Source organism: Pseudomonas sp. Os17 (assembly GCF_001547895.1).
In the GTDB taxonomy this organism is placed as follows: domain Bacteria; phylum Pseudomonadota; class Gammaproteobacteria; order Pseudomonadales; family Pseudomonadaceae; genus Aquipseudomonas.
Genome location: NZ_AP014627.1, coordinates 1,740,901 through 1,760,420 on the forward strand (window position 1 = coordinate 1,740,901; position 19,520 = coordinate 1,760,420).

At 57.6% G+C, this 19,520-nt stretch carries 23 protein-coding genes and 2 pseudogenes; 15 read left to right on the plus strand and 10 right to left on the minus strand.

Features of this window, described 5'->3' with window-relative positions:
* The first annotated feature begins 11 nt into the window (after positions 1-11).
* The 6 genes and pseudogenes from POS17_RS07790 to POS17_RS31580 all read left to right on the plus strand — a co-directional run bounded on the left by POS17_RS07790 (position 12) and on the right by POS17_RS31580 (position 3,678).
* Positions 12-296: a hypothetical protein gene (locus POS17_RS07790; RefSeq protein WP_060838071.1), complete on the plus strand. Its 285-nt coding sequence runs from the start codon at positions 12-14 to the stop codon at positions 294-296.
* A 337-nt stretch (positions 297-633) separates the two neighbouring features.
* The gene (locus POS17_RS32240; protein ID WP_197662856.1) at positions 634-1,173 is read left to right on the plus strand and encodes a hypothetical protein; all 540 of its coding nucleotides are present in this window, start codon (positions 634-636) and stop codon (positions 1,171-1,173) included.
* Between the two features lie 3 nt (positions 1,174-1,176).
* A complete protein-coding gene (locus tag POS17_RS07795) occupies positions 1,177-1,428 on the plus strand; it encodes a hypothetical protein (protein ID WP_060838072.1) in 252 nt (83 codons plus the stop codon).
* Positions 1,429-1,470: 42 nt separating this feature from the next.
* A pseudogene (locus POS17_RS32625) lies at positions 1,471-2,148 on the plus strand (hemagglutinin repeat-containing protein); the annotation flags it as partial.
* Between the two features lie 734 nt (positions 2,149-2,882).
* Complete coding sequence (locus tag POS17_RS31575; protein ID WP_129405515.1) at positions 2,883-3,263, plus strand: hypothetical protein; 381 nt, start codon at positions 2,883-2,885, stop codon at positions 3,261-3,263.
* A gap of 1 nt (position 3,264) precedes the next feature.
* On the plus strand, positions 3,265-3,678 hold the full coding sequence (locus POS17_RS31580) for a hypothetical protein (protein WP_129405516.1): 414 nt from the start codon (positions 3,265-3,267) through the stop codon (positions 3,676-3,678).
* A gap of 173 nt (positions 3,679-3,851) precedes the next feature.
* Here POS17_RS31580 and POS17_RS07810 read toward each other — a convergent pair.
* Positions 3,852-4,111 (minus strand): annotated as a pseudogene (locus POS17_RS07810) (hypothetical protein).
* 259 nt (positions 4,112-4,370) lie between these two features.
* Here POS17_RS07810 and POS17_RS07815 point away from each other — a divergent pair.
* Together POS17_RS07815 and POS17_RS30765 are read left to right on the plus strand one after the other, a co-directional pair.
* Positions 4,371-4,610, plus strand: coding sequence for a hypothetical protein (locus POS17_RS07815; protein ID WP_060838075.1), 240 nt, complete (start codon positions 4,371-4,373; stop codon positions 4,608-4,610).
* A gap of 171 nt (positions 4,611-4,781) precedes the next feature.
* Complete coding sequence (locus POS17_RS30765) at positions 4,782-5,075, plus strand: hypothetical protein (RefSeq protein ID WP_082729835.1); 294 nt, start codon at positions 4,782-4,784, stop codon at positions 5,073-5,075.
* Positions 5,076-5,252: 177 nt separating this feature from the next.
* Here POS17_RS30765 and POS17_RS07820 read toward each other — a convergent pair whose 3' ends face one another.
* Positions 5,253-5,525, minus strand: a complete 273-nt coding sequence (locus POS17_RS07820) for a hypothetical protein (protein WP_060838076.1) — start codon at positions 5,523-5,525, stop codon at positions 5,253-5,255.
* Positions 5,526-5,968: 443 nt separating this feature from the next.
* Between POS17_RS07820 and POS17_RS07825 the strand changes: the two genes are divergently transcribed.
* Complete coding sequence (locus POS17_RS07825) at positions 5,969-6,550, plus strand: hypothetical protein (protein WP_060838077.1); 582 nt, start codon at positions 5,969-5,971, stop codon at positions 6,548-6,550.
* A gap of 151 nt (positions 6,551-6,701) precedes the next feature.
* On the opposite strand, the gene POS17_RS07830 is transcribed toward POS17_RS07825, so the two are convergent.
* Together POS17_RS07830 and POS17_RS07835 are read right to left on the minus strand one after the other, a co-directional pair.
* On the minus strand, positions 6,702-7,649 hold the full coding sequence (locus POS17_RS07830) for an AraC family transcriptional regulator (RefSeq protein ID WP_060838078.1): 948 nt from the start codon (positions 7,647-7,649) through the stop codon (positions 6,702-6,704).
* A gap of 118 nt (positions 7,650-7,767) precedes the next feature.
* A complete protein-coding gene (locus POS17_RS07835) occupies positions 7,768-8,511 on the minus strand; it encodes a DUF899 domain-containing protein (RefSeq protein ID WP_060838079.1) in 744 nt (247 codons plus the stop codon).
* Between the two features lie 194 nt (positions 8,512-8,705).
* Between POS17_RS07835 and POS17_RS07840 the strand changes: the two genes are divergently transcribed.
* The gene (locus POS17_RS07840) at positions 8,706-9,098 is read left to right on the plus strand and encodes a hypothetical protein (RefSeq protein ID WP_060838080.1); all 393 of its coding nucleotides are present in this window, start codon (positions 8,706-8,708) and stop codon (positions 9,096-9,098) included.
* A 1-nt stretch (position 9,099) separates the two neighbouring features.
* Here the strand turns inward: POS17_RS07840 and POS17_RS07845 are convergent, their stop codons facing one another.
* The 3 genes from POS17_RS07845 to POS17_RS07855 all read right to left on the minus strand — a co-directional run bounded on the left by POS17_RS07845 (position 9,100) and on the right by POS17_RS07855 (position 11,153).
* Positions 9,100-9,975, minus strand: a complete 876-nt coding sequence (locus POS17_RS07845; RefSeq protein ID WP_060838081.1) for a DUF6279 family lipoprotein — start codon at positions 9,973-9,975, stop codon at positions 9,100-9,102.
* 71 nt (positions 9,976-10,046) lie between these two features.
* Entirely contained in the window at positions 10,047-10,766 is a 720-nt protein-coding gene (locus tag POS17_RS07850) for a TorF family putative porin (RefSeq protein WP_060838082.1), read from the minus strand.
* Positions 10,767-10,964: 198 nt separating this feature from the next.
* A complete protein-coding gene (locus POS17_RS07855) occupies positions 10,965-11,153 on the minus strand; it encodes a hypothetical protein (protein ID WP_016962619.1) in 189 nt (62 codons plus the stop codon).
* A 353-nt stretch (positions 11,154-11,506) separates the two neighbouring features.
* Here POS17_RS07855 and POS17_RS07860 point away from each other — a divergent pair, with 353 nt between their 5' ends.
* The 3 genes from POS17_RS07860 to POS17_RS07870 all read left to right on the plus strand — a co-directional run bounded on the left by POS17_RS07860 (position 11,507) and on the right by POS17_RS07870 (position 13,826).
* Positions 11,507-12,343, plus strand: a complete 837-nt coding sequence (locus POS17_RS07860) for a CvfB family protein (protein ID WP_060838083.1) — start codon at positions 11,507-11,509, stop codon at positions 12,341-12,343.
* A 28-nt stretch (positions 12,344-12,371) separates the two neighbouring features.
* Positions 12,372-12,800 carry a DUF2177 family protein gene (locus POS17_RS07865; protein ID WP_060838084.1) on the plus strand — a complete coding sequence of 143 codons (429 nt, stop codon included), beginning with the start codon at positions 12,372-12,374 and terminating at the stop codon, positions 12,798-12,800.
* Positions 12,801-12,902: 102 nt separating this feature from the next.
* Complete coding sequence (locus POS17_RS07870) at positions 12,903-13,826, plus strand: DMT family transporter (RefSeq protein WP_060838085.1); 924 nt, start codon at positions 12,903-12,905, stop codon at positions 13,824-13,826.
* 8 nt (positions 13,827-13,834) lie between these two features.
* On the opposite strand, the gene POS17_RS07875 is transcribed toward POS17_RS07870, so the two are convergent.
* Complete coding sequence (locus POS17_RS07875) at positions 13,835-14,995, minus strand: MFS transporter (RefSeq protein ID WP_060838086.1); 1,161 nt, start codon at positions 14,993-14,995, stop codon at positions 13,835-13,837.
* 103 nt (positions 14,996-15,098) lie between these two features.
* Here POS17_RS07875 and ptrR point away from each other — a divergent pair, with 103 nt between their 5' ends.
* Positions 15,099-15,992, plus strand: coding sequence for a putrescine utilization regulator PtrR (gene ptrR, locus POS17_RS07880; protein ID WP_060838087.1), 894 nt, complete (start codon positions 15,099-15,101; stop codon positions 15,990-15,992).
* Between the two features lie 133 nt (positions 15,993-16,125).
* A complete protein-coding gene (locus POS17_RS32425) occupies positions 16,126-16,254 on the plus strand; it encodes a PA1414 family protein (protein ID WP_011059908.1) in 129 nt (42 codons plus the stop codon).
* A 243-nt stretch (positions 16,255-16,497) separates the two neighbouring features.
* Here the strand turns inward: POS17_RS32425 and POS17_RS07885 are convergent, their stop codons facing one another.
* Both POS17_RS07885 and speB read right to left on the minus strand, forming a co-directional pair.
* Positions 16,498-17,886, minus strand: a complete 1,389-nt coding sequence (locus tag POS17_RS07885) for a sodium:solute symporter (RefSeq protein WP_060838088.1) — start codon at positions 17,884-17,886, stop codon at positions 16,498-16,500.
* Positions 17,887-18,220: 334 nt separating this feature from the next.
* Positions 18,221-19,171, minus strand: a complete 951-nt coding sequence (gene speB / locus POS17_RS07890; protein ID WP_060838089.1) for an agmatinase — start codon at positions 19,169-19,171, stop codon at positions 18,221-18,223.
* Between the last annotated feature and the right edge of the window lie 349 nt (positions 19,172-19,520).

Sequence of the window (19,520 nt, forward strand, 5' to 3'; positions counted from 1 at the left end):
TTGAGGGTGGAATGAAGATCATTAAACTGATGCCTGACTATCAGTGTTTTCCATTGTGGAGCTTGTCGCCAGACTCTATTGGGAATTTTGATCCTGAGGAGTTGCCGATCTTACAAGAGCTCAAAGCTGATCTAATGTCATGGGCGCTTAAGTATGATGATACATTAGATGAGGAATATCCTCCTGACTCTGGATTTTCTAGCGAGGAGGATGAGGCGGAGTTTAATAAAGAAGGAGAGCATCTGTTTGAGCGGCTAAAGGCAGAGTTGAAAGACTATGTTGTGGTTTTGAAGTGATTGAAGATGCGCGGAATAAGTGCGCGAAATTTATGTGTGGTAGTGCGTTTTGGTTGTAGTGGTCATTCTATCGTCAAAGAGGATGATTAAGTCATTGATCGATATTCGATCAAATGCGATAAAAAAGACAACTTTCACGCCGCTTTTGTGCCTGCTGGAGCATCTGCTCCAGCATCCGCCTCATCGTTATATTCATCAAATCACATCCATCTCGCTGTAATGGTCAACTAATCCCGGACACACAGACAACTCGGTTGTTGAGAGCGCTAAAAAAGTAGGTGGTGTTGCAAAGGAAGAGGTGCAGAGGCAGCTAAAAATTTTGATCGGCCTTTGAGAGTTGATAACACTCACTGCGTTTCCAATTCACCTGCTTGATGAAAACCGAAAGCTGGTCAATCCGATTGTTGATACGTCAGGAGGGAATCCTTCTAGTGAAGTATATGCTGGCGGTAGTAGCCCGGACAGTTTAACTACTACAGGCGATCGTCCTATTGGCGGTGTAGGTGAGAGCGACTATGTTCGACCTGTGGAGGAGCTTCCGTCTTCAGGGATTGTTTATAACTCTCAAGGTGAAAAAATTACTCAGGGTGCGCATGCTAAAATCAGAAATAAAGAAGGGCGCCCGGTTGGCTCTGTTGTAAATGATGTTCAGGTTGCGCGGCCTGCAGATATTTTGATTCAGGATGATGGTAGATGGGTAATCAAGGGGCTAAAAGTTCGTATTCATATTATTGAGCCTGATGGTGAGGTTGTAATTTCATTGGATAATCCTAAAGCTAATACAAGAGATAGGATTCGGCGGGGGCAGTGGCGGCCGGCCTCGCAAGATGAGCTTGATAAATTTGAGTCGATTTTTTCTAATTATGTGAGGTGGTAATTTATGGAACTTTTAAGCAAAGAGTGCATTGCAAGTGTCACGCTGTATGATCTTCGCGTCTCCGAGGGCGAGTTAATGGTTTTTGCAGATAGTATAGCGATGGTGATGAAGCATTTTAGTGACTCTGATATTGAGAGAAGTACAGTCTGCGAGTCTAGAGAAGAGCTTTCTTACTATTTTGATGAACTTAAAGAGTTGCTCAAAGGCATGGTTCGGCAAGAGTACTTGCCAGAAAGATTCAAGGATGATTTGTAATTTTGGGGGGGCAATTGCAGCGAGACCAATTGCAATAGTAGTGGCGACGAAGTCATCGGGAGCGTAGGAGGCGACCAAACGTTGCTTCGGTCGCCGGCACCGGCAAGGTCAAGGGCAAGGAATTCGACATCAGCGTCACCGCCACCTTTGGTCCTGCCCCGGGCCTCAGTGGCTCAGTCGGTTACGGCCAGACCACCGGCAAGACCGACTGGGTTGAAGAGCAAACCCGCATCACTGGCAAGAACAAGGTCGATATCCGCACCGAAAACCACACCCAGATCGACGGTGCGCTGATCGCCGCCGACAACGGCAACCTCAAGCTGGACACCGGCACCCTGGGCTTCAGCGATATCGTCGGCAAGGACAAGGAGCACGGCTATTACCTGAACGTGGGCGGCACCTACAGCTCCGGTAGTGGCACCACACAAGACAGCAGCCAGGTGGGTAAAGGCAAGGAGGGTGAAACCGGCTGGAGCGTCAGCGGCTGGGATTACCAGAAGGACTGCGAGCAGATCGTGCGCGCCACCGTCGGGGCGGGCGAGATCGTGGTGCGCAAGGATGCCGAGACCGGGGCCGATTCAACGGCCGGGCTGAACCGGGATGTGAACAAGGCGTATGAGATCACCAAGGATGAAGAGTCGCGTACGGATTTGTATGCGAGCAGTTCTTCCCTTGGCGCTGTGGCGAGCCCGAAGAAGGCGTATGAACAGTGGAAGAAGAGTGTTGAGTTGTATGGGGAAAAAAGCCGGGAGACGATGGTAAAGCTGTCCCTTCTCTTGGCCAGCATGGGCGTTCTAATCGCGTCGCCAGACAATCTTCAGGGTACATCCGAAGACATTAATAGAGTCCTGGTAGAAACCGAAAACTATCTAAAAGCCTTCAGTAAGGATGAGAACAGACGTGCGGAGGCTATTGAGTTTCGCCTGAGGGAGCAGTTGGGAGACTTAAGTTCCGATGGGGAAAAGATTCTCCTCGCTCGGATGAAGGAAATTGTCCGCGAAAGCCCTGAGAAATCAGTTGAGCTGACAGCAATGATTTCCACTCTGAGAGGCTCTCCTACAACAGCGCAGAATTATGTACAAGTGGCAGGCTATGCTGGAGTAATGGCAGCACTTGCTGCGGCTCTGGTCTATCCTACTTTGACACCTGAAAGTCAAGAGCGGATGCGTAACTCTGCTAACTCGATGATTAAAGCTGTAAGCCAGGGTGTCGCCTTAAAAAAGGATCAAATACAGAACCAACTCAAGGTTACGATGACAGTCTGGGAAATGGTCACCCTCATGCCGTTCCCAGTTCATCTACTTGATGACGAAAACTGAAAGCTGGTTAATCCGATTGTTATTACATCAGGATGGAACCCCGCCAGCGGGGGCTACGCTGAGGGTGGCGGAGTTGTTACAACGCCACATACCGGCGGTACTCAACTGGATGGAGGGCAGAAGGATGGCGCCTATGTGACTCCGGAGCACAAGCTGAATCCGGGGGTGATGTATAGTGAAGATGGAGCTGCAAAAGGTTTAATCGGACAGGATTTTGAAAAATATCTTTATAAAGAACTGGGTGGAAAACCAAGCTTTTCGACGAAAGGACTAGAGTTTGACGGGGCTTATGGAGCGAGTAACTCTATATGGTACGAGGCTAAATCTGGCCGATACTGGGAGGATCATGCTCAAGCCGGATCTAAAGGTTTTGATAAGTTTAAGTCAGATGTCGGCGCGCATGCTCGAATAGCTAAAGATAATGGCGCTTCTTTTGAGGTCCATTCCAATACACCGATTCCTCAGCATGCCAAGGAGTGGCTGAGTTCAAAAGGGATATTTTTTAAGGAGTATTAATATGGGTAGCCAAGCATCTGTAGATGTAAGTCTGTCTCGGCCTTGTAGTCCAAAAGATATAGTGATGGCACTACTTGATTCTGGGTGGAGTTTTGATTTTGAAGGGGATGTTCTATTTTTGTTGTCATCAGATATTGACTCTTATGATTGGCAGAAAGAGTATGCTGAGCATTTCAACTTAAAGGAATTTCTTGGCTCTCATTCGCCATTCGGGAGGATTGGTATTGCTATGGTTTTTGATGGTAGGTTTGGAGGGGAGTTCTTAATTAGTCGGGATTGTATATCGTTGTCTATTTCAATAAATAGAATTTGTGTTTTTGGCACTGTGCCGGATTTTACTGAGTATGTTTTTAGACTTAAGGAAGTTGTGAGTGGCTTTGGTTTTTCTGATATTAGATGTGAATATGTTTCTTGACTGATATTTGGTGTAAAGAAACTGATGTTGAGGATACTGTGCTGGCTGGAAGAGGGGTTGCTTCTGAAAATAAGAGTAACTATCTTGTCGCGAACTGAGCGTCGAAGAACACGAGAGAAAAATCGCGACTTTCAAGCCGCGATTTTTGCTTGCTGAAGTACCTGCTCCTGTATTCATCTTGTTGTAAAATCCATCAAATCATACCCGCCGCGCAGCAGAATTCTGCACACCAGTGACAGTTCCTGCAGCACCACTGTGCGCCTTTGGGCGCGTCATCAGAAATCGCGAAGTTCTCCAGCAATTGAGTCACGGCGCGAATGCGATACGCCGCTGCATCGTGGAGGACGTCAATGGGGGCTTGGGTATCGATCAGCAGCGAGGGAATGTTGCAGTCGTGGCCGGTAATCGGCATGTATCGATTCAGAGTCGTCATGGATCTTACTCCTATATCAATCAGAGTCATCAATTTCTGCCGCCAAGCAAAGTAAGGTGACGGATTGCACAAGGTCGGCGGATCAGGGATACATGAGCTGGCACTGTCAGGTTGTTTACGTCAGATCAGTGCGGAAACACATGACTCTGCAGTGAGGAATTTTTATATGAATATTTTTCTAGAGATAGTAATAATATTGCTGTGATTGGATTGTGTGGGGCTGGTGTAAAAGGTTTGGGTGATCTGGAGCGGTAAAAATATGAAAGTGATATATAAAAACGGAGCGGAAAAGGCCGTATTGCTTATTGTCGAGCCGTGGGCGGAAGAGTATATAATTGAACCTGGTCAGTCGGTGGAAGTGGTAGATCAAGGTAATTCATTTGAGGGGAGTGTTGAGGTTGAATATTTTGATGGTGGGATAATTGTATATGGGTGGGAGGGTAGTATTTTGTCCGTTTTTATGAGTGGAGTTGAGCTTTTTCCTATGTCGGCTATTTAGGCGTGAACGTAAGACGTGGCTTTGAACGGATTGCTGGGAATAAATTAAATCCAGGATTGCAATGTGCTCCAAGATTAATGAGTGATTTGAGAAGTGTGCAGGCGATTTACGGATTGAATCCAGTTGTAAGAAAATTAGAGGCAATAACCATATTTCTGTCGAGGTGATATTGTGAAAAAATATTCATCGATAATAAATCTACTTCAGTCTATATTCTCGGTAGATGTTGGTTTGGAAAGAAATTCGGAGATTGCTATTTTAGATAGAATTTTAAAAGATGATTTTCAACGGAGGGAGATAGAGTCTGAGTTGGTTGGTTTGTTCAGTGATTCGTCAGTTTCTTGGGTGAAATTGCTGGATAATGAGAGTTATTTGGTTTATCCGGCGGATGATGAAGATGATGCTAAAACCTATATGGTGGAAATTCTTTGGGATAGGGTGTTTCCAGATTCGCCAGTGCCCTAGTTTAAGGGATGAAGAAATTAGTACTCAGGTGGATGTTTAGGAGTTTTTAGAGGTGTAGAGGGGCTATGAAATTTCGCAGCCGCACGATGAGTTGAAAGCAACTACGACGTTCAGAGTTACACCGAACATGATATGCACTAAACGGCTAAGGGGCGGCTTTACACCGCCCCTGTCTGCTTATGCCGATAGCTGTCCCTGCATCCGTCGCCCCGCCACATCCATCAAATCACAGCCATCGCGCAGCAAAATGCTGCACACCAGCGCCAGTTCTTGTAGCACCACTGCGCCTTTGGGCTCCTCATCAGAAATGGCGAAGTTTTCCAGCAGTTGAGTTGCGGCTCGGATGCGATGCGCCGCTGCATCGTGCAGTACATCAATGGGAGCCTGGGTATCGATCAGCAGTGAGGGAATGTTGCAGTCGTGGCCGGTAATCGACATGTATCTGTTCATGGTTAGTTCTCTGGTGATGGGGTGATGCTGTCCCTACCGTCGCCAAACGAAAGGTGGCAGCTGTACGCAGGTTGGCGAACCGGCACCAGATAAGCCGGCAGACCCAAAAGGATCTCCCACGCACAGCCGCCATGAAGCGATTGTGCGGGAGCAAAAGTACCTGCAAGCAGAGGCTTTTGCATCAATTCTGGTGTCAGGTCGCCAAACCCGGTCGTCCTTTCAACGACCCATCGACTATATCCAGCGCCCCCCCTGTCCTTAAAGCCCCATTCCTACTGGATTGTCTGCTTCTGCCGTAAGGCAATTCCTAATTTGCCGAGCGTATCTTTTCGAGCCGGCCCTCCGCGATTTTCCTGGCTTACAATGCCGCCGCTTATCGCCATGCCACAGTTGGTTTTCAGGTGGCGGTGCGTTGTTGAAAACCCTCTCAAGGAAGATCCGTCATGCGTCTGTTGTCTCTGCTGTTCACCCTCGTTCTGCTCGCCGGTTGTGCTTCAACCCCGGACTATTACATCTCGCCCAAACCGGTGCAGATTCCCGCCACCGCCACTTACTGGATCGATACCTTCAACCTGCAGTTGGTTGGCGAGAGCGAGCGCTTTCTGCCCGAGGACAAGCTGCGTCAGCAACTGGGCATGGAGTTGATCCGGCAATTAGGCAATGCCAATCGCTACGCCGCCAGCAAGGACAGTGCCGACTACCTGCTGGATGTGGATGCGGTGTACAAGCGCCGCCTGAGTGATTCCAAGGGTGGGCTGGTGTCGATGGTCGTCGATGACAATACGATCCTGGCCAGTGTCGATTTCGGCTACAAGGTCCAGGTCAAGCGCGACGGCGCCGAGGTGTTGCATTTCGCTCAGGAGCGCAACGGTTTGCAGCCTGCCGGAGCCATGGGCCAGTTGCGCAATATGAAGAGCATGCTGGGGGTGATCACCAACAGCGGTAATTCGGATGTGGAGAACTTCTACATTCGCGCTCTGCCGAAGTTCATTGTCAGTGATATCAAGGCCATTCCTTCGCGCTGAGTAGGTGTGTGGCTGGATGGTAGGAGCGAGCTTGCTCGCGATGAGCCCGAGGGGCGCTGCGTTCTTTCAGTTGCGGCGCGTTGTCGTTGACGTTCATCGCGAGCAAGCTCGCTCCTACATGGGGTATGGATGTATCAGTTGGCCTTTTGGCTTATAGCGCCCTCACCGGAATACAAATCTCACATTCCAGCTCCCCGGTCTTGATGTCGTAGTACGCATCCGCCGGATAGCGTTCGAACGCCGGGCGCGGGTCGAACTGCATGCCGCTCTTGGGTAGCCAGTCACGGCACAGTTCGATCCAGGCGTCGGCGATGTCCGGGCCAAGGCCGCGGTAGGCCGCTACGGCGTACAGGCCGCCGGGCAAGGTGGTGATCACGGCGGGAGGGCCGGCCTTGAAGTCTTCGGGCACTTCGACGCAGGCGTCGTAGCGGCATTTTTCGGCGGGGGTGAGGTCCGGGTCGTCGTGGCCGATGCCGTAGCGCACGCGGTTGAACAGGTGCTGTTCGAGCATCCATGGCATGGCGGTTTCGCGCCAGAAAACCCCAATGCCCGGGCCGTAGGCGCCGAAGTAGCGCAGGTAAGCCACGCGGGTGGCGGGCAGCTGCTGCAGGGTGACGTTCATCGCTGTTTCCTTCAGGTGAATGAAGGCGTCAGGATCGTCGAAGGCGGGAATGTGGGTCTGATCAGGATTGCTCAATTCACGCAGGCGCCGTTCTCGGATGTCGTCGAGGCGGCGGTGCCAGCGTTTCGGTTCGGTGTCGCGCCAGGTGCTGGGGGAGACCGAGAAGTGTTGCTTGAAGGCTCGGGAGAAGGCTTCGCCCGAGCCGAAGCCGACTTCCAGCGCGATTTCCAGGATCGAGGCTGCGGGGCGACTGGCCATGAGGTAGGCGCCGCAGGCCAGGCGCCGGCGACGCAGGTAGGCGCCCAGGGGCTCGCCGACCCAGGCGCTGAACAGGCGGTGGAAGTGGTAGGGCGAAAAATGTGCCACCCGCGCCAGGTCCGTCAGCTCCAGGGGCTGGTCCAGGTGTTGGTCGATGTACTCCAGCACCCGGTTCATGCGCAGGGTGTATTCGTGGAGGCTGTTGTAGGCGGCGCTCATGTCTTCAGATTAGTTGGCTGTGAGGGTCGTCGTAGTCTGCCGTAGATTTGTGCTATTTGTGTGTGCGATTCGCCGGCAAGCCGGCTCCTACGGGAGGTTTCTGTCGGCGAACAGGCTGTCAGTTGTCACAGCAGCAACTGCTGCCCTTGCTCCGGGGTGTTTTCTGGTAACGGTCGTGGTGCCGAACCCAGTCCATGATCTGTTCTTCGTTGCGCCCCTTGGGCGTCAGGTCGAGGAAGTTGTAGGCCCCCAGCAACAGGTCCAGCCCGCGGGCATAGGTGGAATATGTGTGGAAAATTTCACCTTGCGGGTTGCGATAGAACACGCTCAGGCCGGGTAGCTCCCGCTCGTCGCCACTGACCTGTTCGTAGTTGTAGCTGGCGGTTCCCTGGGCCAGTTGCTCGTCGCTGAGGCTCACGCCAAAGTCTTGGTTGAAGTCGCCGCCGGCGCTGGAGTACCAGTCGAAATGCCAGCCCATGCGTTGGCGAAAGGCTTGGAATTGGCCGTAGGGCGCGTGGGATACCGCCACCAGCGCCACATCGTGGTGGGCCAGATGCAGGTTGGCGCCATCGAAGTGGTCCGCCAGGAACGAGCAGCCCTTGCAGCCCTCTTTCCAGCCGGCGCCGAACATGAAGTGGTAGACCAGCAGTTGGCTGTGGTCGCCAAACAGGTCCGCGAGGCTTAGCGGGCCATTCGGGCCTTGAAACTGATAGGGCTTGTCGATTTTTACCCAGGGCAGCGCCCGGCGTTCGGCGCTGAGCTGGTCGCGCTGGCGGGTAAAGGCCTTTTCGTGGATCAGGTGCTGTTTGCGGGCTCGTAGCCATTGTTCCCGGGAGACCACGGGATGATCGGTAACGGGCATGACATTTCTCCTCTGGCAGTGGGCGAAGTGTCTTACACACGCTAGTCGTTTGACTCCGGGGCAGATCGACAAACCGCCCAGCGGTTTTCCGCTTGGGGGGCGCTGGCCTGGGTGGATTTCCTGAACGGCTGAAAAGCCTGTCGGTCACAACTTATGAACGGCATTTCATTCTTGTGTCTGGAGGTTGAATCAGGATGAGCACTTACAACTGGGATCTGATCGAACGGCTGTTGCACGAAGTGCAGAACGGCGCCGGCCACAGTTTCACTCCCCGTCCTTACGCCGAGCAGCATGCGGCGGCCAAGGCGGCGGAAGGTGAGCCCACCGGTAACCTGGATGATCTGAAAGTCACTGCTACCGAGTACGAAAAGCTGCTTCTGGACCGGGGGTTTATCGAAACTCGGCCTGAGGAAGAGGGTGGCAACGGTGAGAATTTCATCCTGACACCCCGGGGCTCCAGCCTGCTGTGCCTGCTCGACAGCAGTATTCCGGGCCATGAGCATCCCCGTCAGGTGCTGGATGAGCAGGCCGATGCCCTGGCGCCGGAAACTTTCGACGAGTTGGCCTCCAAGGCTCAGATCGCCTAGCTCAGGGCGGGTCCTGGCGGGCGTTCTGCAGGCATTTGAGTTCCGCGAAATCCTGGCGTACGCCGTCGATCTTCTTCAGCAGGCGCTGGCGCTGCTCAAGGCTGCTGGTGGCCATCAGGTCCACCAGCAGGTGGCGGGCGGCCTGTTCGGTGCGGGCATAGGCCTGGCGGTAATCCTCTGTCCATAACTGCTCGCGGTTCACCAGCAGTTGCTCGATGCGTTGTGGGAAATCGCTGTTTTGCCGTTGCGCCACGGCGGCGCTGAACTGTGCCTGCCAGTGGATGCGGTTGGCGATCCACTGCTGGTTCTGTTCGCCCAGGGACGCCGACCATTGCTCGATGCGTCTTTGCTGGTTGGGACTCAAGGGGCCGATCCAGGATTTCAGGCGTTTGCTCATGCGCTGGCTGCGCTGTTCGATCTGCTGCGCCAGGGAGGGCTTGAGGTATTGCTCGCGATGTTCCTGCTGGTCCTTGGCAAAGGCGTTGTTCATCTCGGCGACTTGTCCGTCGTCCAGGCCCTGGAGCAGCTCTACCGCGGAGGGCACGATCTGCCGCGCGGTTTCGGCGATGGCTTGCTTGGCTTCCAGGGTTCGCTGTTGCAGGGCTTGATCACTGACCTGATTGCTCTGCACCATGGCTTGCAGGCGATCAAGCCAGTCTAGGTAGCCTGGCAGTTGGGTGGTGCAATGCCAGCTCAGGTGCTGCTGCAGACGCTGGTTGAACCAGCTCTTCTGCTCGCGGTTCATGTCCAGGTAGTCGTTGAGGGTCCAGGGGATGATCACATCCAGGTTGCGATAGGCCAGGCCGACCCGGCTGCAGGCGCCGAGCAGCAGGCTGCAGATCAGCAGCGGGATGAGCAGGTGCCAGCGGCGGGCCATGGGCGAGTCCTTGCGAGTGCGGGTTGCTGTATCTGAACCCGCCGGGCCGCTGACAGTTCAGAGGCCTGTGCCTAGTAAAACGTCCGTTCGGCCTTGAAGGTGAGCAGGCCGTCGCACTGTGGGTTGTGCCCGGTGTAGGCACTGCAATCGCTACCGCGCAGGCTTGAATCACTGTAGATCAGCTTTAGATCGATCCCCCGCCAGGGCCGCGAGAATTTGATCGACCAGTCATTGAAGCCTGCCACTTCACTGCCGTTGGCCACGGCGACAGCGTTGGTCAACTGGTACGCGGTGTATTTGACGCTGATGCCTATGCCGAACGGCGAGTTGCCGCCCAGGTCGGCGAACAGGGTGCTGTTGCGCATGGCCGGGTCGTTGCTGAGGGCGGCGCCAAACCGGCTGCCCAGCAGGCTCAGGCCGCCGTAGAACTCCTGACTGTTCTGGGTGCGCCGCTGCGGGTAGTTGTAGTGAATGATCCCCAGTTCGTAGCCCAGGGTCTGGTCGAAGGGCCGCTTGAAGCCCAGGTAGGCGTCCACTTCAAGCGGGCTGGCGGGGTTCAGGCCCATGCTCGGGGACCATTGGCCGAAGTACCAGCCGCTGTCGTGGCTCAGGTCGAGGCCGCCGTGCAGGGAGTCGCTGGAGGCGGGTTTGACCAGGCCCTGGGCCATGCTGCGGCTGGGGCTGGTGCCCAGCTTGAGGTCGAAGGCGCCCAGTTCTCGCTGGACTGTCTGGCCCAGGGCGATGGGGCAGGCCAGTAGCAGGCTGAGGGCCAGTGTGGCGGATTTGAGCATGCAGCACTCCTTGAACGGCGGGGAGTGACAACCTGAAAGTCGGCTGAAACGATTTATCCGGAAGGCGGCAAGAATACCGGCGAATGCCTGGGGATGAGGGCCGTTCGTCGATTTTTGCTGGCGTTGGGCGGGGAGCGGGGTGCCAGTCCTAGCGCTTTGAGGGCAAAGCGCTAAGGGACCAGGATAGAGCGTGGGGAATTACTTTTTACCGAGGCTGATCTGCTTGGACGGGCCGAAAGTCTGGCCGCTGACGCCTTTGGCGATTTGCTGGATTTCGCCGCCGGACTTGAGGAAGGCTGCGATTTGTTCGTTGATCGATTCGCTGGTTTCAACGGCGGGAGCTGGTTTTGCTTTGCTGTTGGAGGCTTTTACTCGCATGGCGGCCATTTAACCTTTCGGGAAAATTAATTTGGCCAGGCATCTTATCAGAAATACTTGACAATTGCTTGGTAAATATCCTCTGGAATAAGGCGCGGCTTTTTGTGTTTTTTTCTAAGTTGATCTCGCTGATATCTACCTAAGTGGCTGTTTTAAATAAGGACTACTGGCGGGCGAGGCGGTCTTGGCGCTGCGGATTCCGCTCGGGCAGGTGCGCCTTTGCCTGACGAGTGGCCGCTTGATCGGCGCCAAGGCCAGAAAAATCAAGGCTGTTCATGGATTTTTTCCCTGGGCGACTCAGGAGCATCAACGCCACTGTGGAAAACAGGTAGAATGCCGCCCACGTAACGAGGGTATTGGAAATGGCTTTAGTCGGGCGCTACAACAGTTTGCAAGTGGTAAAACACACTAACTTTGGTTTGTATCTGGATGGCGGTGCGGACGGCGAGATCTTGCTGCCCAATCGTTATATTCCCAAGGATATTCCCAGTGAAGATGAAGACTGGTTGAATGTTTTTGTTTATCTGGACAGTGCCGACAAGTTAATCGCAACTACTGAAAAGCCGAAAGTTCAAGTCGGCGAGTTCGCCAGTCTTAAAGTTGTCGAAGTTAACAGCATCGGGGTATTTCTGGATTGGGGATTGCCCAAGGATCTGCTGCTGCCGTACTCCGAGGAAAAGCGCCAGATGAATGCCGGCGAATACTGCGTGGTGCATGTCTACCTGGACAAGCACACCCGTCGTATCACCGCCACGGCCCGCCTGGACCGCTATCTGGACAAGACGCCCGCCAACTACAAGGTGGGCCAGGAAGTCGACTTGCTGGTGGCCGAGTCCACCGACATGGGCTTCAAGGCCATCATCAATAACAAGCACTGGGGCCTGATTCACAAGAACGAGGTGTTCAAGTTCCTGCGCTCTGGCATGCAAGAGAAAGGCTTCATCAAGGAAGTCCGCGCCGACGGCAAGATCAGCCTGAGCCTGCAACCTGTGGGTGAAGAGGCGGCCACCAGTCTGAACTCGAAGATCCTTGCCAAGTTGCGGGAGAACAATGGTTCCCTGGCGGTCAGCGACAAGAGCGATCCGGCATTGATCAGCAGTTTGTTCGGGGTCAGCAAGGGCAACTTCAAGAAGGCCATCGGTGCACTTTATAAGCAGGGCCAGATTGTCATCCACGCAGATCGCATCGAGCTAAGCTGACACTCACTTCACGCTGCAGGCGAGTCTCATGAAAACCACTCTGGCCGCCTGGCTCGCCACCCTGCTGGCGTTCCTGCTGCTCGACGCGCTTTGGCTGGGGCTGATGATGGGCCCCACCTACCGCGCCCAGCTGGGCTCGCTGCTGCTGGAACAACCACGGCTCTTGCCGGCGGCTCTGTTCTACCTCCTCTACGTGACTGGTTGCCTGCTGTTCGCGGTACGCCCCGCCCTGCAACAGGGTGGCTGGCGTCGGGCTGCGCGCCTGGGGGCACTGCTCGGGCTGGTGTCCTACGGCACTTATGATCTGAGCAACTGGGCGACCTTGCAGGCCTGGCCGGCCGCCCTGGCGCTGCTGGATATGGCCTGGGGCATGCTGGTCAGTGCCCTGGCCAGTGGTTTCGGCGTCTTCTGTGCCTGCCGTTGGGCACCTGGTGCTGGACGCGGGCCGCAAGTCTGAGCGGGTTTGCCACTGGGTTTTGCGCCGCTGTTCAGCCCGCTGGGGTGTAACTTTTTTATCTTGGGTAGGTGTCATGTCATTCAAACACTGTGAGGCACTGTGGTGAGCATCGAACGGCGCAACGCCGATGGCTTTGCCCTGCAAGTGATGTTGGGGTTGTGCCTGATCTGGGGCGTGCAGCAGGTCATGATCAAGTGGGCGGCGGCGGACATTGCTCCGGTGATGCAGGCGGCCGCCCGTTCCGGGATTTCGGCGCTGCTGGTGGCCCTGTTGATGTGCTGGAAGGGCGGCTGGTCGCAGATTCCCGGCACCTGGCGCGCCGGTCTATTGGCCGGCGCCCTGTTCGGCCTGGAGTTTTTGTTCATTGCCGAGGGCCTGAAGCTCACCAGCGCCGCGCACATGTCGGTGTTTCTTTATACCGCGCCGATCTTCACCGCCCTGGGGGTCAATTGGCTGCTGCCCAGTGAGCGGTTGCGGCCCTTGCAGTGGCTGGGGATCGTTCTCGCGTTCATTGGCATCAGCATTGCCTTTGCCGGTGGCATCTCCCTCGACAACCTGGACCGGCGCATGCTCCTGGGCGACCTGCTGGGATTGCTGGCGGGGCTGGCCTGGGGGGCGACCACGGTGGTGGTGCGGGCTTCACGGCTGTCGGAAGCGCCTGCCACCCTGACCCTGTTCTATCAGTTGATCGTCGGATTTGTCGGCCTGTTGTTGATTGCCGTGCTCAGCGGTCAGGTGACCCACGTCAGTCTGACCCCGGTGGCGGTGGCCAGCGTGCTGTTCCAGGGGCTGGTGGTGTCGTTTTTCAGCTACCTGACCTGGTTCTGGCTGTTGCGCCGCTATCTGGCGGCAAACCTGGCGGTGTTTTCCTTCATGACGCCGATGTTCGGCGTGACCTTCGGCGTGCTGTTGCTGGGTGAGCCATTGAGTCTCAACTTTGTGCTCGGCGCCATGCTGGTGCTGCTGGGCATCACTTTTGTCAGCGCCGAGCAATGGTTGCGTCGGCGGATCAAGCGCTTTCTGTAAGCCGCTGCCTAGGACGCCAGCGGGCAGCGCTGTGTCGCGGACCGCGGTTGCCAGAGCAGGCTGGCGCCGAGCAGCAAGCCGCAGCCTGCGACCATCAGCGCCGGCTGCAGATTGCCGCTGAAATGACTGCTCAGGGCCGCCAGCAATGGACCGCTCAACTGGCCCATGGCGAAGCAGGCGGTGAGCAACCCGGCATTGCGCTGGGCCGACTCTGGTGCCAGTTCCCGTGAGCGCTGCATGACCAGTTGCATGCAGGCCAGGAACGGCGTGCCACACAGCAGCACTCCCAGCACCAGGCCCAGGCCACTGCCCAGCAGGCAAGCGAAGACCCCCGCCGCCTGCAGCCACAGGGTCGCCATTAGCCAGTGCCGAGTGTTGTCCGGGCGTTGTCGGCGCAGGCTCACCAGGGCGACTCCCAGGGCGGCGGCCAGGCCGAAGCCGGGCCAGAACAGATCGGCTTGCCACTGGCCGTGAAAGCGCGCGCTGGCCATCTGCGAGAGAAAGGTCGCGGGGATGATGTAGCCCACGCCGTACAGGCCATAGACCAGCCCCAGGCGGCCCACGCTTTGCTCATTTTCCGCGGTCGGCTGGGGGGTGAGCCGCTGGCTGCTGGAGGTCCGGGGCAGGATCGGCAGGATCACCAGCAGCATCAGCAAGGCCACGGCGCCATACAGCAGCCACAGGTTGGCGGAGCTTTGTCCCAGCCGATTGGCGCCCAGCGCCAGCAGGCCAGTGAGCATGATCCCCAGCCCCGGGCCGGCGAACACCAGGGCTCCCAGGCGGGGCCGGCCTGCCGCCAGGGCCAGGGGCTGGCTCAGGGCCGTGATCATCACCAGCACCCAGGCACTGGCCAGGCCGGTGCCGAAGCGCAGCGCCAGGTGCGGCCAGAAACCCCGAGCCCAGAACGAAGCCAGGGTCAGCAACACACATAACCACAGCCCACCCAGCAGGCGGGCCCGCATCTGGCCCGGCTGCCGGGCGAACATGGCGTCCAGAGCGCCGATGAAATAGCCCAGGTAGTTGGCGGCGGCGATCAGTCCGGCGGCGGTCAGGTCGACCTGGCCTTCGCTGATCAGGTGCGGCAACTGTGGCGTCAGGGCGAAGCGGCCAATGCCCATGGCCATCATCAGGGCAATGAAACTGGCAAGCAGGCGCAGCAGGGGGGACATGGTGGTCTTCCATCGGCAAGGACAATGACCGTCAGGCTAGGGCGGATTGACTTTCATTAAAAATGAATAATAGTGAGAAACCTGTTCAGTTTTGGAGAAGGTCATGGAGTTCAGCCAGCTGCGTATTTTCCAGGCTGTGGCCGAGGAAGGTTCCATCACCCGGGCCGCCGAGCGCCTGCACCGGGTGCCGTCGAATCTCTCGACCCGGCTCCGGCAACTGGAGGAACAACTGGGCGTCGAGCTGTTTCTGCGTGAGCGCCAGCGCTTGCAACTGTCACCGGCGGGCAAGGTCCTGCTCGATTACGCCGCTCGGTTGTTCGCCCTGCACGACGAAGCTCATGCCGCGGTGCAAGGCGGTCAGCCGGCCGGGGATTTCGTCCTCGGCACCATGTACAGCACCGCGGCCATTCATCTGCCGGCGCTGCTGGCGCGCTACCACCGCACCTACCCGGCGGTGAATCTGCAGGTGCAGTCCGGGCCCAGCGGCGAGTTGCTGGAAGGCTTGCTCACCGGACGCCTGGACGCCGCCCTGGTGGATGGTCCCCTGGAACTGGCGGGGCTGGATGGCGTGCCGTTGTGCGATGAAACCCTGGTACTGATCAGTGAGGCCGATCACCCTCCGGTGCGCACTGCCCGGGATGTGGAGGGCCGGGCGGTGTTCACCTTTCGTCAGGGCTGTTCCTATCGCATGCGCCTGGAGTCCTGGTTTGCCCACTATCACGCAGCCATGGGCCGGGCCATGGAGATCGAGTCCTATCAGGGCATGCTGGCCTGCGTGATTGCCGGTTCCGGGGTGGCGCTGATGGCCCAGTCGATGCTCGACAGCCTGCCGGGGCGGGAAAGTGTCGCGGTGCATGCTCTGGCCGAGCCGTTCGCCCACACCACCACCTGGCTGATGTGGCGCAAGGGCATGCTGGGGGCCAACCTCAATGCCTGGATAGAACTGCAGCAGGGTGCCTTCGGGCATCAGGTGCCGGTGCGGCGGGCCAATGGCTGAATAGCCTTGGCCGATTCGTCTCAATCCAGTAACAGTTCATTGCGATTGCGAGGCAGCGCGCAGGAAAAGTTAGGACTATTATCTGCTTGAGGCGGCGCAGTACCGCCGCTCGGCACGACCCTGAGGGGGCACTATGAAAGACAAACTGCAAAGCTGGCTTCACGACCTTGGCGTCGCTTTGGGCCTGATCGAGCCACCGCTGCAACCGGTGCCGATTCCTACCGACGAAGAGCTGCGGCGCCGTCAGCAACGTCGCCGTTGAGCTTGCCGCGAGTGCGGAGTGCAGACTCCGTCTCGCGCCTGGTTTTTCCCACCACGAGACGCTGGGCCTGATCCCGGGGTGTTCGTGCAACCCTCTATAGTCCCGCTCTTCTGCCTGGCTCCTGCAGCATTCAACCGCTTTGCCCGCCCGGCGCCCGGGCACTTTTTTGTGGGCGAAAAAAAAACGGGTGCGGCCACCGACGCCGCACCCGTCGAAGAAAAGCTTCAGGCGTCCGACGTCAGGTCAGATCGCGTTGGCCAGCGGCGCCGGGCGCCGAGAGAGCAGGCTCACCACCACGAAGCTCACCAGGCCCACGGCCAGGCTGTAGTAGATCGGGGTGTTGGCGTCCAGGCCGTCCTTGAACATGAAGAACAGGGCCGTGATGAACCCCAGGGACATGCTGGTAATGGCTCCGGCGGTGGTGGCGCGTTTCCAGTAGATGGCCCCGATCAGCGGAATCAGCATGCCGCCCACCAGCAGGTTGTAGGCCAGGGTCAGGGCGCTGATCACGTCACTGACCACCAGGGCGATGCCCAGCACCACGATGCCCAGCAGCAGGGTCGCGATACGGTTCTCGTGAACGTCGCCGTTGCCGCTCTGGCGACCACCGCGCAGGCGTGGCAGCAGATCCTGGGTCACGGTGGTGGAAGCGGCCAGCAGGCCGGCACTGGCGGTGGACATCAGCGCAGCCAGTGCGGCGGCTATGACCAGGCCGCGGATGCCGTTGGGCAGGCTGGTCTGGACGATGCTGGCGAAGGCGTTGTTGACGTTGTCCAGGTCCGGCAGCAGCACCTTGGCGGCCATGCCGATCAAGGCGCCGGCCAGTCCGTAGAGCACGCAGTAGAGGCCGGCCGCGGTTCCGGCGATTTTCGCGACGCCTTCGCTGCGGGCGGTGAATACCCGCTGCCAGATGTCCTGGCCGATGAAGATGCCGAAGAAGTAGATCAGGAAGTAGGTGAGGATGGTGTCCCAGCCGATGGCGGTGAAGTCGAAATAGCTGGCCGGCAACTTGGCCACCAGGCTGTCCCAGCCGCCGGCGTCGACGATGGACAGCGGCATCAGCAGGAACACCAGGCCGATGGTCATGATCAGGAACTGCACGATGTCAGTCAGGGTCAGCGACCACATGCCGCCGATGGTCGAATAGAGCACCACCACGCCACCGCCCACCAGGATCGAGACCCAGAACGGCAAGCCGAACAGCACTTGCATCACGGTGCCTATGGCAATGGTCGAGGTGGCCCCGATCATCAGGGCGTAGACCAGCATGATCAGTCCGCTGGCATGGCGTGCCGCGGGGTTGTAGCGGCGCTCCAGCACTTGGGTGACGGTATAGATCTTCAGTTTCAGCAAGGGTTTGGCCAGGAACAGGCTGAGCCCGACGATGCCCAGGCCGATGGCGCCACAGAGCCAGAAGCCGGAAATGCCGTGGACGTAGCCCAGGCGCACGGTGCCGATGGTCGAGGCGCCGCCCAGTACGGTGGCCGCCATGGTCCCCAGGTAAAAGCCCGGCCCGAGGTTGCGGCCGGCTACCAGATAGTCGTCACGGGTCTTGGCCCGGCGCATGCCGTACCAGCCCAGGGTGATCATGCCAGCGGCATAAATCAGTACTACGAGAATATCCAAGCCCATGTTCGGGTCCTCAAAAGCAAATTGTTATTGTTGTCGCCACCTGCGGATGCGCACGACCAACCGTTCGACCGGTGGCGACCGGTCTATCGCAAGAATTGCGGTTGCTGGGCAGTTCAGGCCAAGGGCGGCCTGTTTCGAGAGAGGTCGTACAGGGTGCTGCATCGCGGGGCGGGGATCTGCGCGTCCCCGTTGTTCATGTGGTTAAGGCTGTTTTCTTTATTGTTATTCATGATCTGCTCCGATCACGTTGGCTAAGGTGTTGCGCTCCTTTGCATGACGGATCCATGGCCGCGCTCGTGCTTGAGCGCGGCACCAGCCCTCCCAGGGCCGGGATTCAGCGGTGGGCCACGCCGGGCAGTACGCAGAGCATTTCGTACAGCAGGTTGGCGCCCAGAAGCGAGGTGTTGCCGGTGGTGTCGTAAGGCGGCGAAACCTCCACCAGGTCGCAGCCCACCAGGTCCAGGCCCTGGCAGCCACGGACGATCTCGATGGCCTGGATGGTGGTCAGGCCGCCGATTTCCGGAGTCCCGGTGCCCGGTGCCCAGGCCGGGTCGATGCCGTCGATGTCGAAGCTCAGGTACACCGGGCCGTTGCCGACCTTTTCACGGACCTCGGCCATCAGAGGTTCCAGGGATTTGTGCCAGCACTCTTCGGCCTGGACCACACGGAAACCCTGTTTGCGGCTCCAGTTGAAGTCTTCGGCGGTATAGCCCTGGGCACGCAGACCGATCTGCACTACGCGGTCGCAGTCCAGCAGGCCTTCTTCCACGGCGCGGCGGAAGGTGGTGCCGTGGGCGATCTTCTCGCCGAACATGTGGTCGTTGACGTCGGCATGGGCATCGATGTGCACCAGCCCGACCTTGCCGTGTTTCTTGTGGATGGCCCGCAGGATCGGCAGGGTGATGGTGTGGTCGCCGCCCAGGGTCAGGGGAATCACGTTGTGTTCGAGGATGCCGTCGTAGGCCTCTTCGATGATGCGTACCGCGTCCAGCAGGTTGAAGGTGTTGATCGCCACATCGCCGATGTCGGCCACCGACAGGGAGTCGAATGGGGCGGCACCGGTGGCCATGTTGTAGGGGCGGATCATCACCGATTCGGCGCGGATTTCCCGCGGGCCGAACCGGGTGCCGGCACGCAGCGAGGTGCCGATGTCCAGGGGCACGCCGACGAAGGCCGCGTCCAGGCCGGCAGCGGTTTGCAGATGGGGAAGACGCATCATGGTGGCGATGCCGCCGAAGCGCGGCATTTCGTTGCCGCCCAGTGGTTGGTGGAGAATCTTGTCCACGGGATAGGCCTCATCGTTGTTTTATATTTATGAGGTTGAGGGCGCAGCAGGTGCCGCCCGATCAACCGAGTGGGCCGATTCTGCGAAATGTAGTTCGGGGAAAGAATCGCTACGGACAAATACTTAGTTCAGATTTTTCTAAACTAATGACCAGGGCCGCGCTAGACTCTCGCGCTGCTGCCAACGCCCTGCGAAGTGTGGCTGCCTGCCCCTGTCCGCTGGTGCAAGCAGCGTTATCCGGGTGACGGGGGGCGATTGAACGTGGGCATGGATGGCATCGGGCCTGCTTCATCGCGCGGCACGAGCACGCGCACTTGTTACAGGGAAGTGGTCGTTTTGCCTGTTATCG

Excerpts from the sequence above, each read along its gene's own strand:
- POS17_RS07790 (WP_060838071.1), top strand. The coding sequence starts at position 12 with ATGAAGATCATTAAACTGATGCCTGACTATCAGTGTTTTCCATTGTGG.
- POS17_RS07795 (WP_060838072.1), top strand. The coding sequence starts at position 1,177 with ATGGAACTTTTAAGCAAAGAGTGCATTGCAAGTGTCACGCTGTATGAT.
- POS17_RS31580 (WP_129405516.1), top strand. The coding sequence starts at position 3,265 with ATGGGTAGCCAAGCATCTGTAGATGTAAGTCTGTCTCGGCCTTGTAGT.
- POS17_RS07815 (WP_060838075.1), top strand. The coding sequence starts at position 4,371 with ATGAAAGTGATATATAAAAACGGAGCGGAAAAGGCCGTATTGCTTATT.
- POS17_RS07820 (WP_060838076.1), bottom strand. The coding sequence starts at position 5,525 with ATGAACAGATACATGTCGATTACCGGCCACGACTGCAACATTCCCTCA.
- POS17_RS07825 (WP_060838077.1), top strand. The coding sequence starts at position 5,969 with ATGCGTCTGTTGTCTCTGCTGTTCACCCTCGTTCTGCTCGCCGGTTGT.
- POS17_RS07830 (WP_060838078.1), bottom strand. The coding sequence starts at position 7,649 with ATGAGCGCCGCCTACAACAGCCTCCACGAATACACCCTGCGCATGAAC.
- POS17_RS07835 (WP_060838079.1), bottom strand. The coding sequence starts at position 8,511 with ATGCCCGTTACCGATCATCCCGTGGTCTCCCGGGAACAATGGCTACGA.
- POS17_RS07840 (WP_060838080.1), top strand. The coding sequence starts at position 8,706 with ATGAGCACTTACAACTGGGATCTGATCGAACGGCTGTTGCACGAAGTG.
- POS17_RS07845 (WP_060838081.1), bottom strand. The coding sequence starts at position 9,975 with ATGGCCCGCCGCTGGCACCTGCTCATCCCGCTGCTGATCTGCAGCCTG.
- POS17_RS07850 (WP_060838082.1), bottom strand. The coding sequence starts at position 10,766 with ATGCTCAAATCCGCCACACTGGCCCTCAGCCTGCTACTGGCCTGCCCC.
- POS17_RS07855 (WP_016962619.1), bottom strand. The coding sequence starts at position 11,153 with ATGGCCGCCATGCGAGTAAAAGCCTCCAACAGCAAAGCAAAACCAGCT.
- POS17_RS07860 (WP_060838083.1), top strand. The coding sequence starts at position 11,507 with ATGGCTTTAGTCGGGCGCTACAACAGTTTGCAAGTGGTAAAACACACT.
- POS17_RS07865 (WP_060838084.1), top strand. The coding sequence starts at position 12,372 with ATGAAAACCACTCTGGCCGCCTGGCTCGCCACCCTGCTGGCGTTCCTG.
- POS17_RS07875 (WP_060838086.1), bottom strand. The coding sequence starts at position 14,995 with ATGTCCCCCCTGCTGCGCCTGCTTGCCAGTTTCATTGCCCTGATGATG.
- ptrR (WP_060838087.1), top strand. The coding sequence starts at position 15,099 with ATGGAGTTCAGCCAGCTGCGTATTTTCCAGGCTGTGGCCGAGGAAGGT.
- POS17_RS32425 (WP_011059908.1), top strand. The coding sequence starts at position 16,126 with ATGAAAGACAAACTGCAAAGCTGGCTTCACGACCTTGGCGTCGCTTTG.
- POS17_RS07885 (WP_060838088.1), bottom strand. The coding sequence starts at position 17,886 with ATGGGCTTGGATATTCTCGTAGTACTGATTTATGCCGCTGGCATGATC.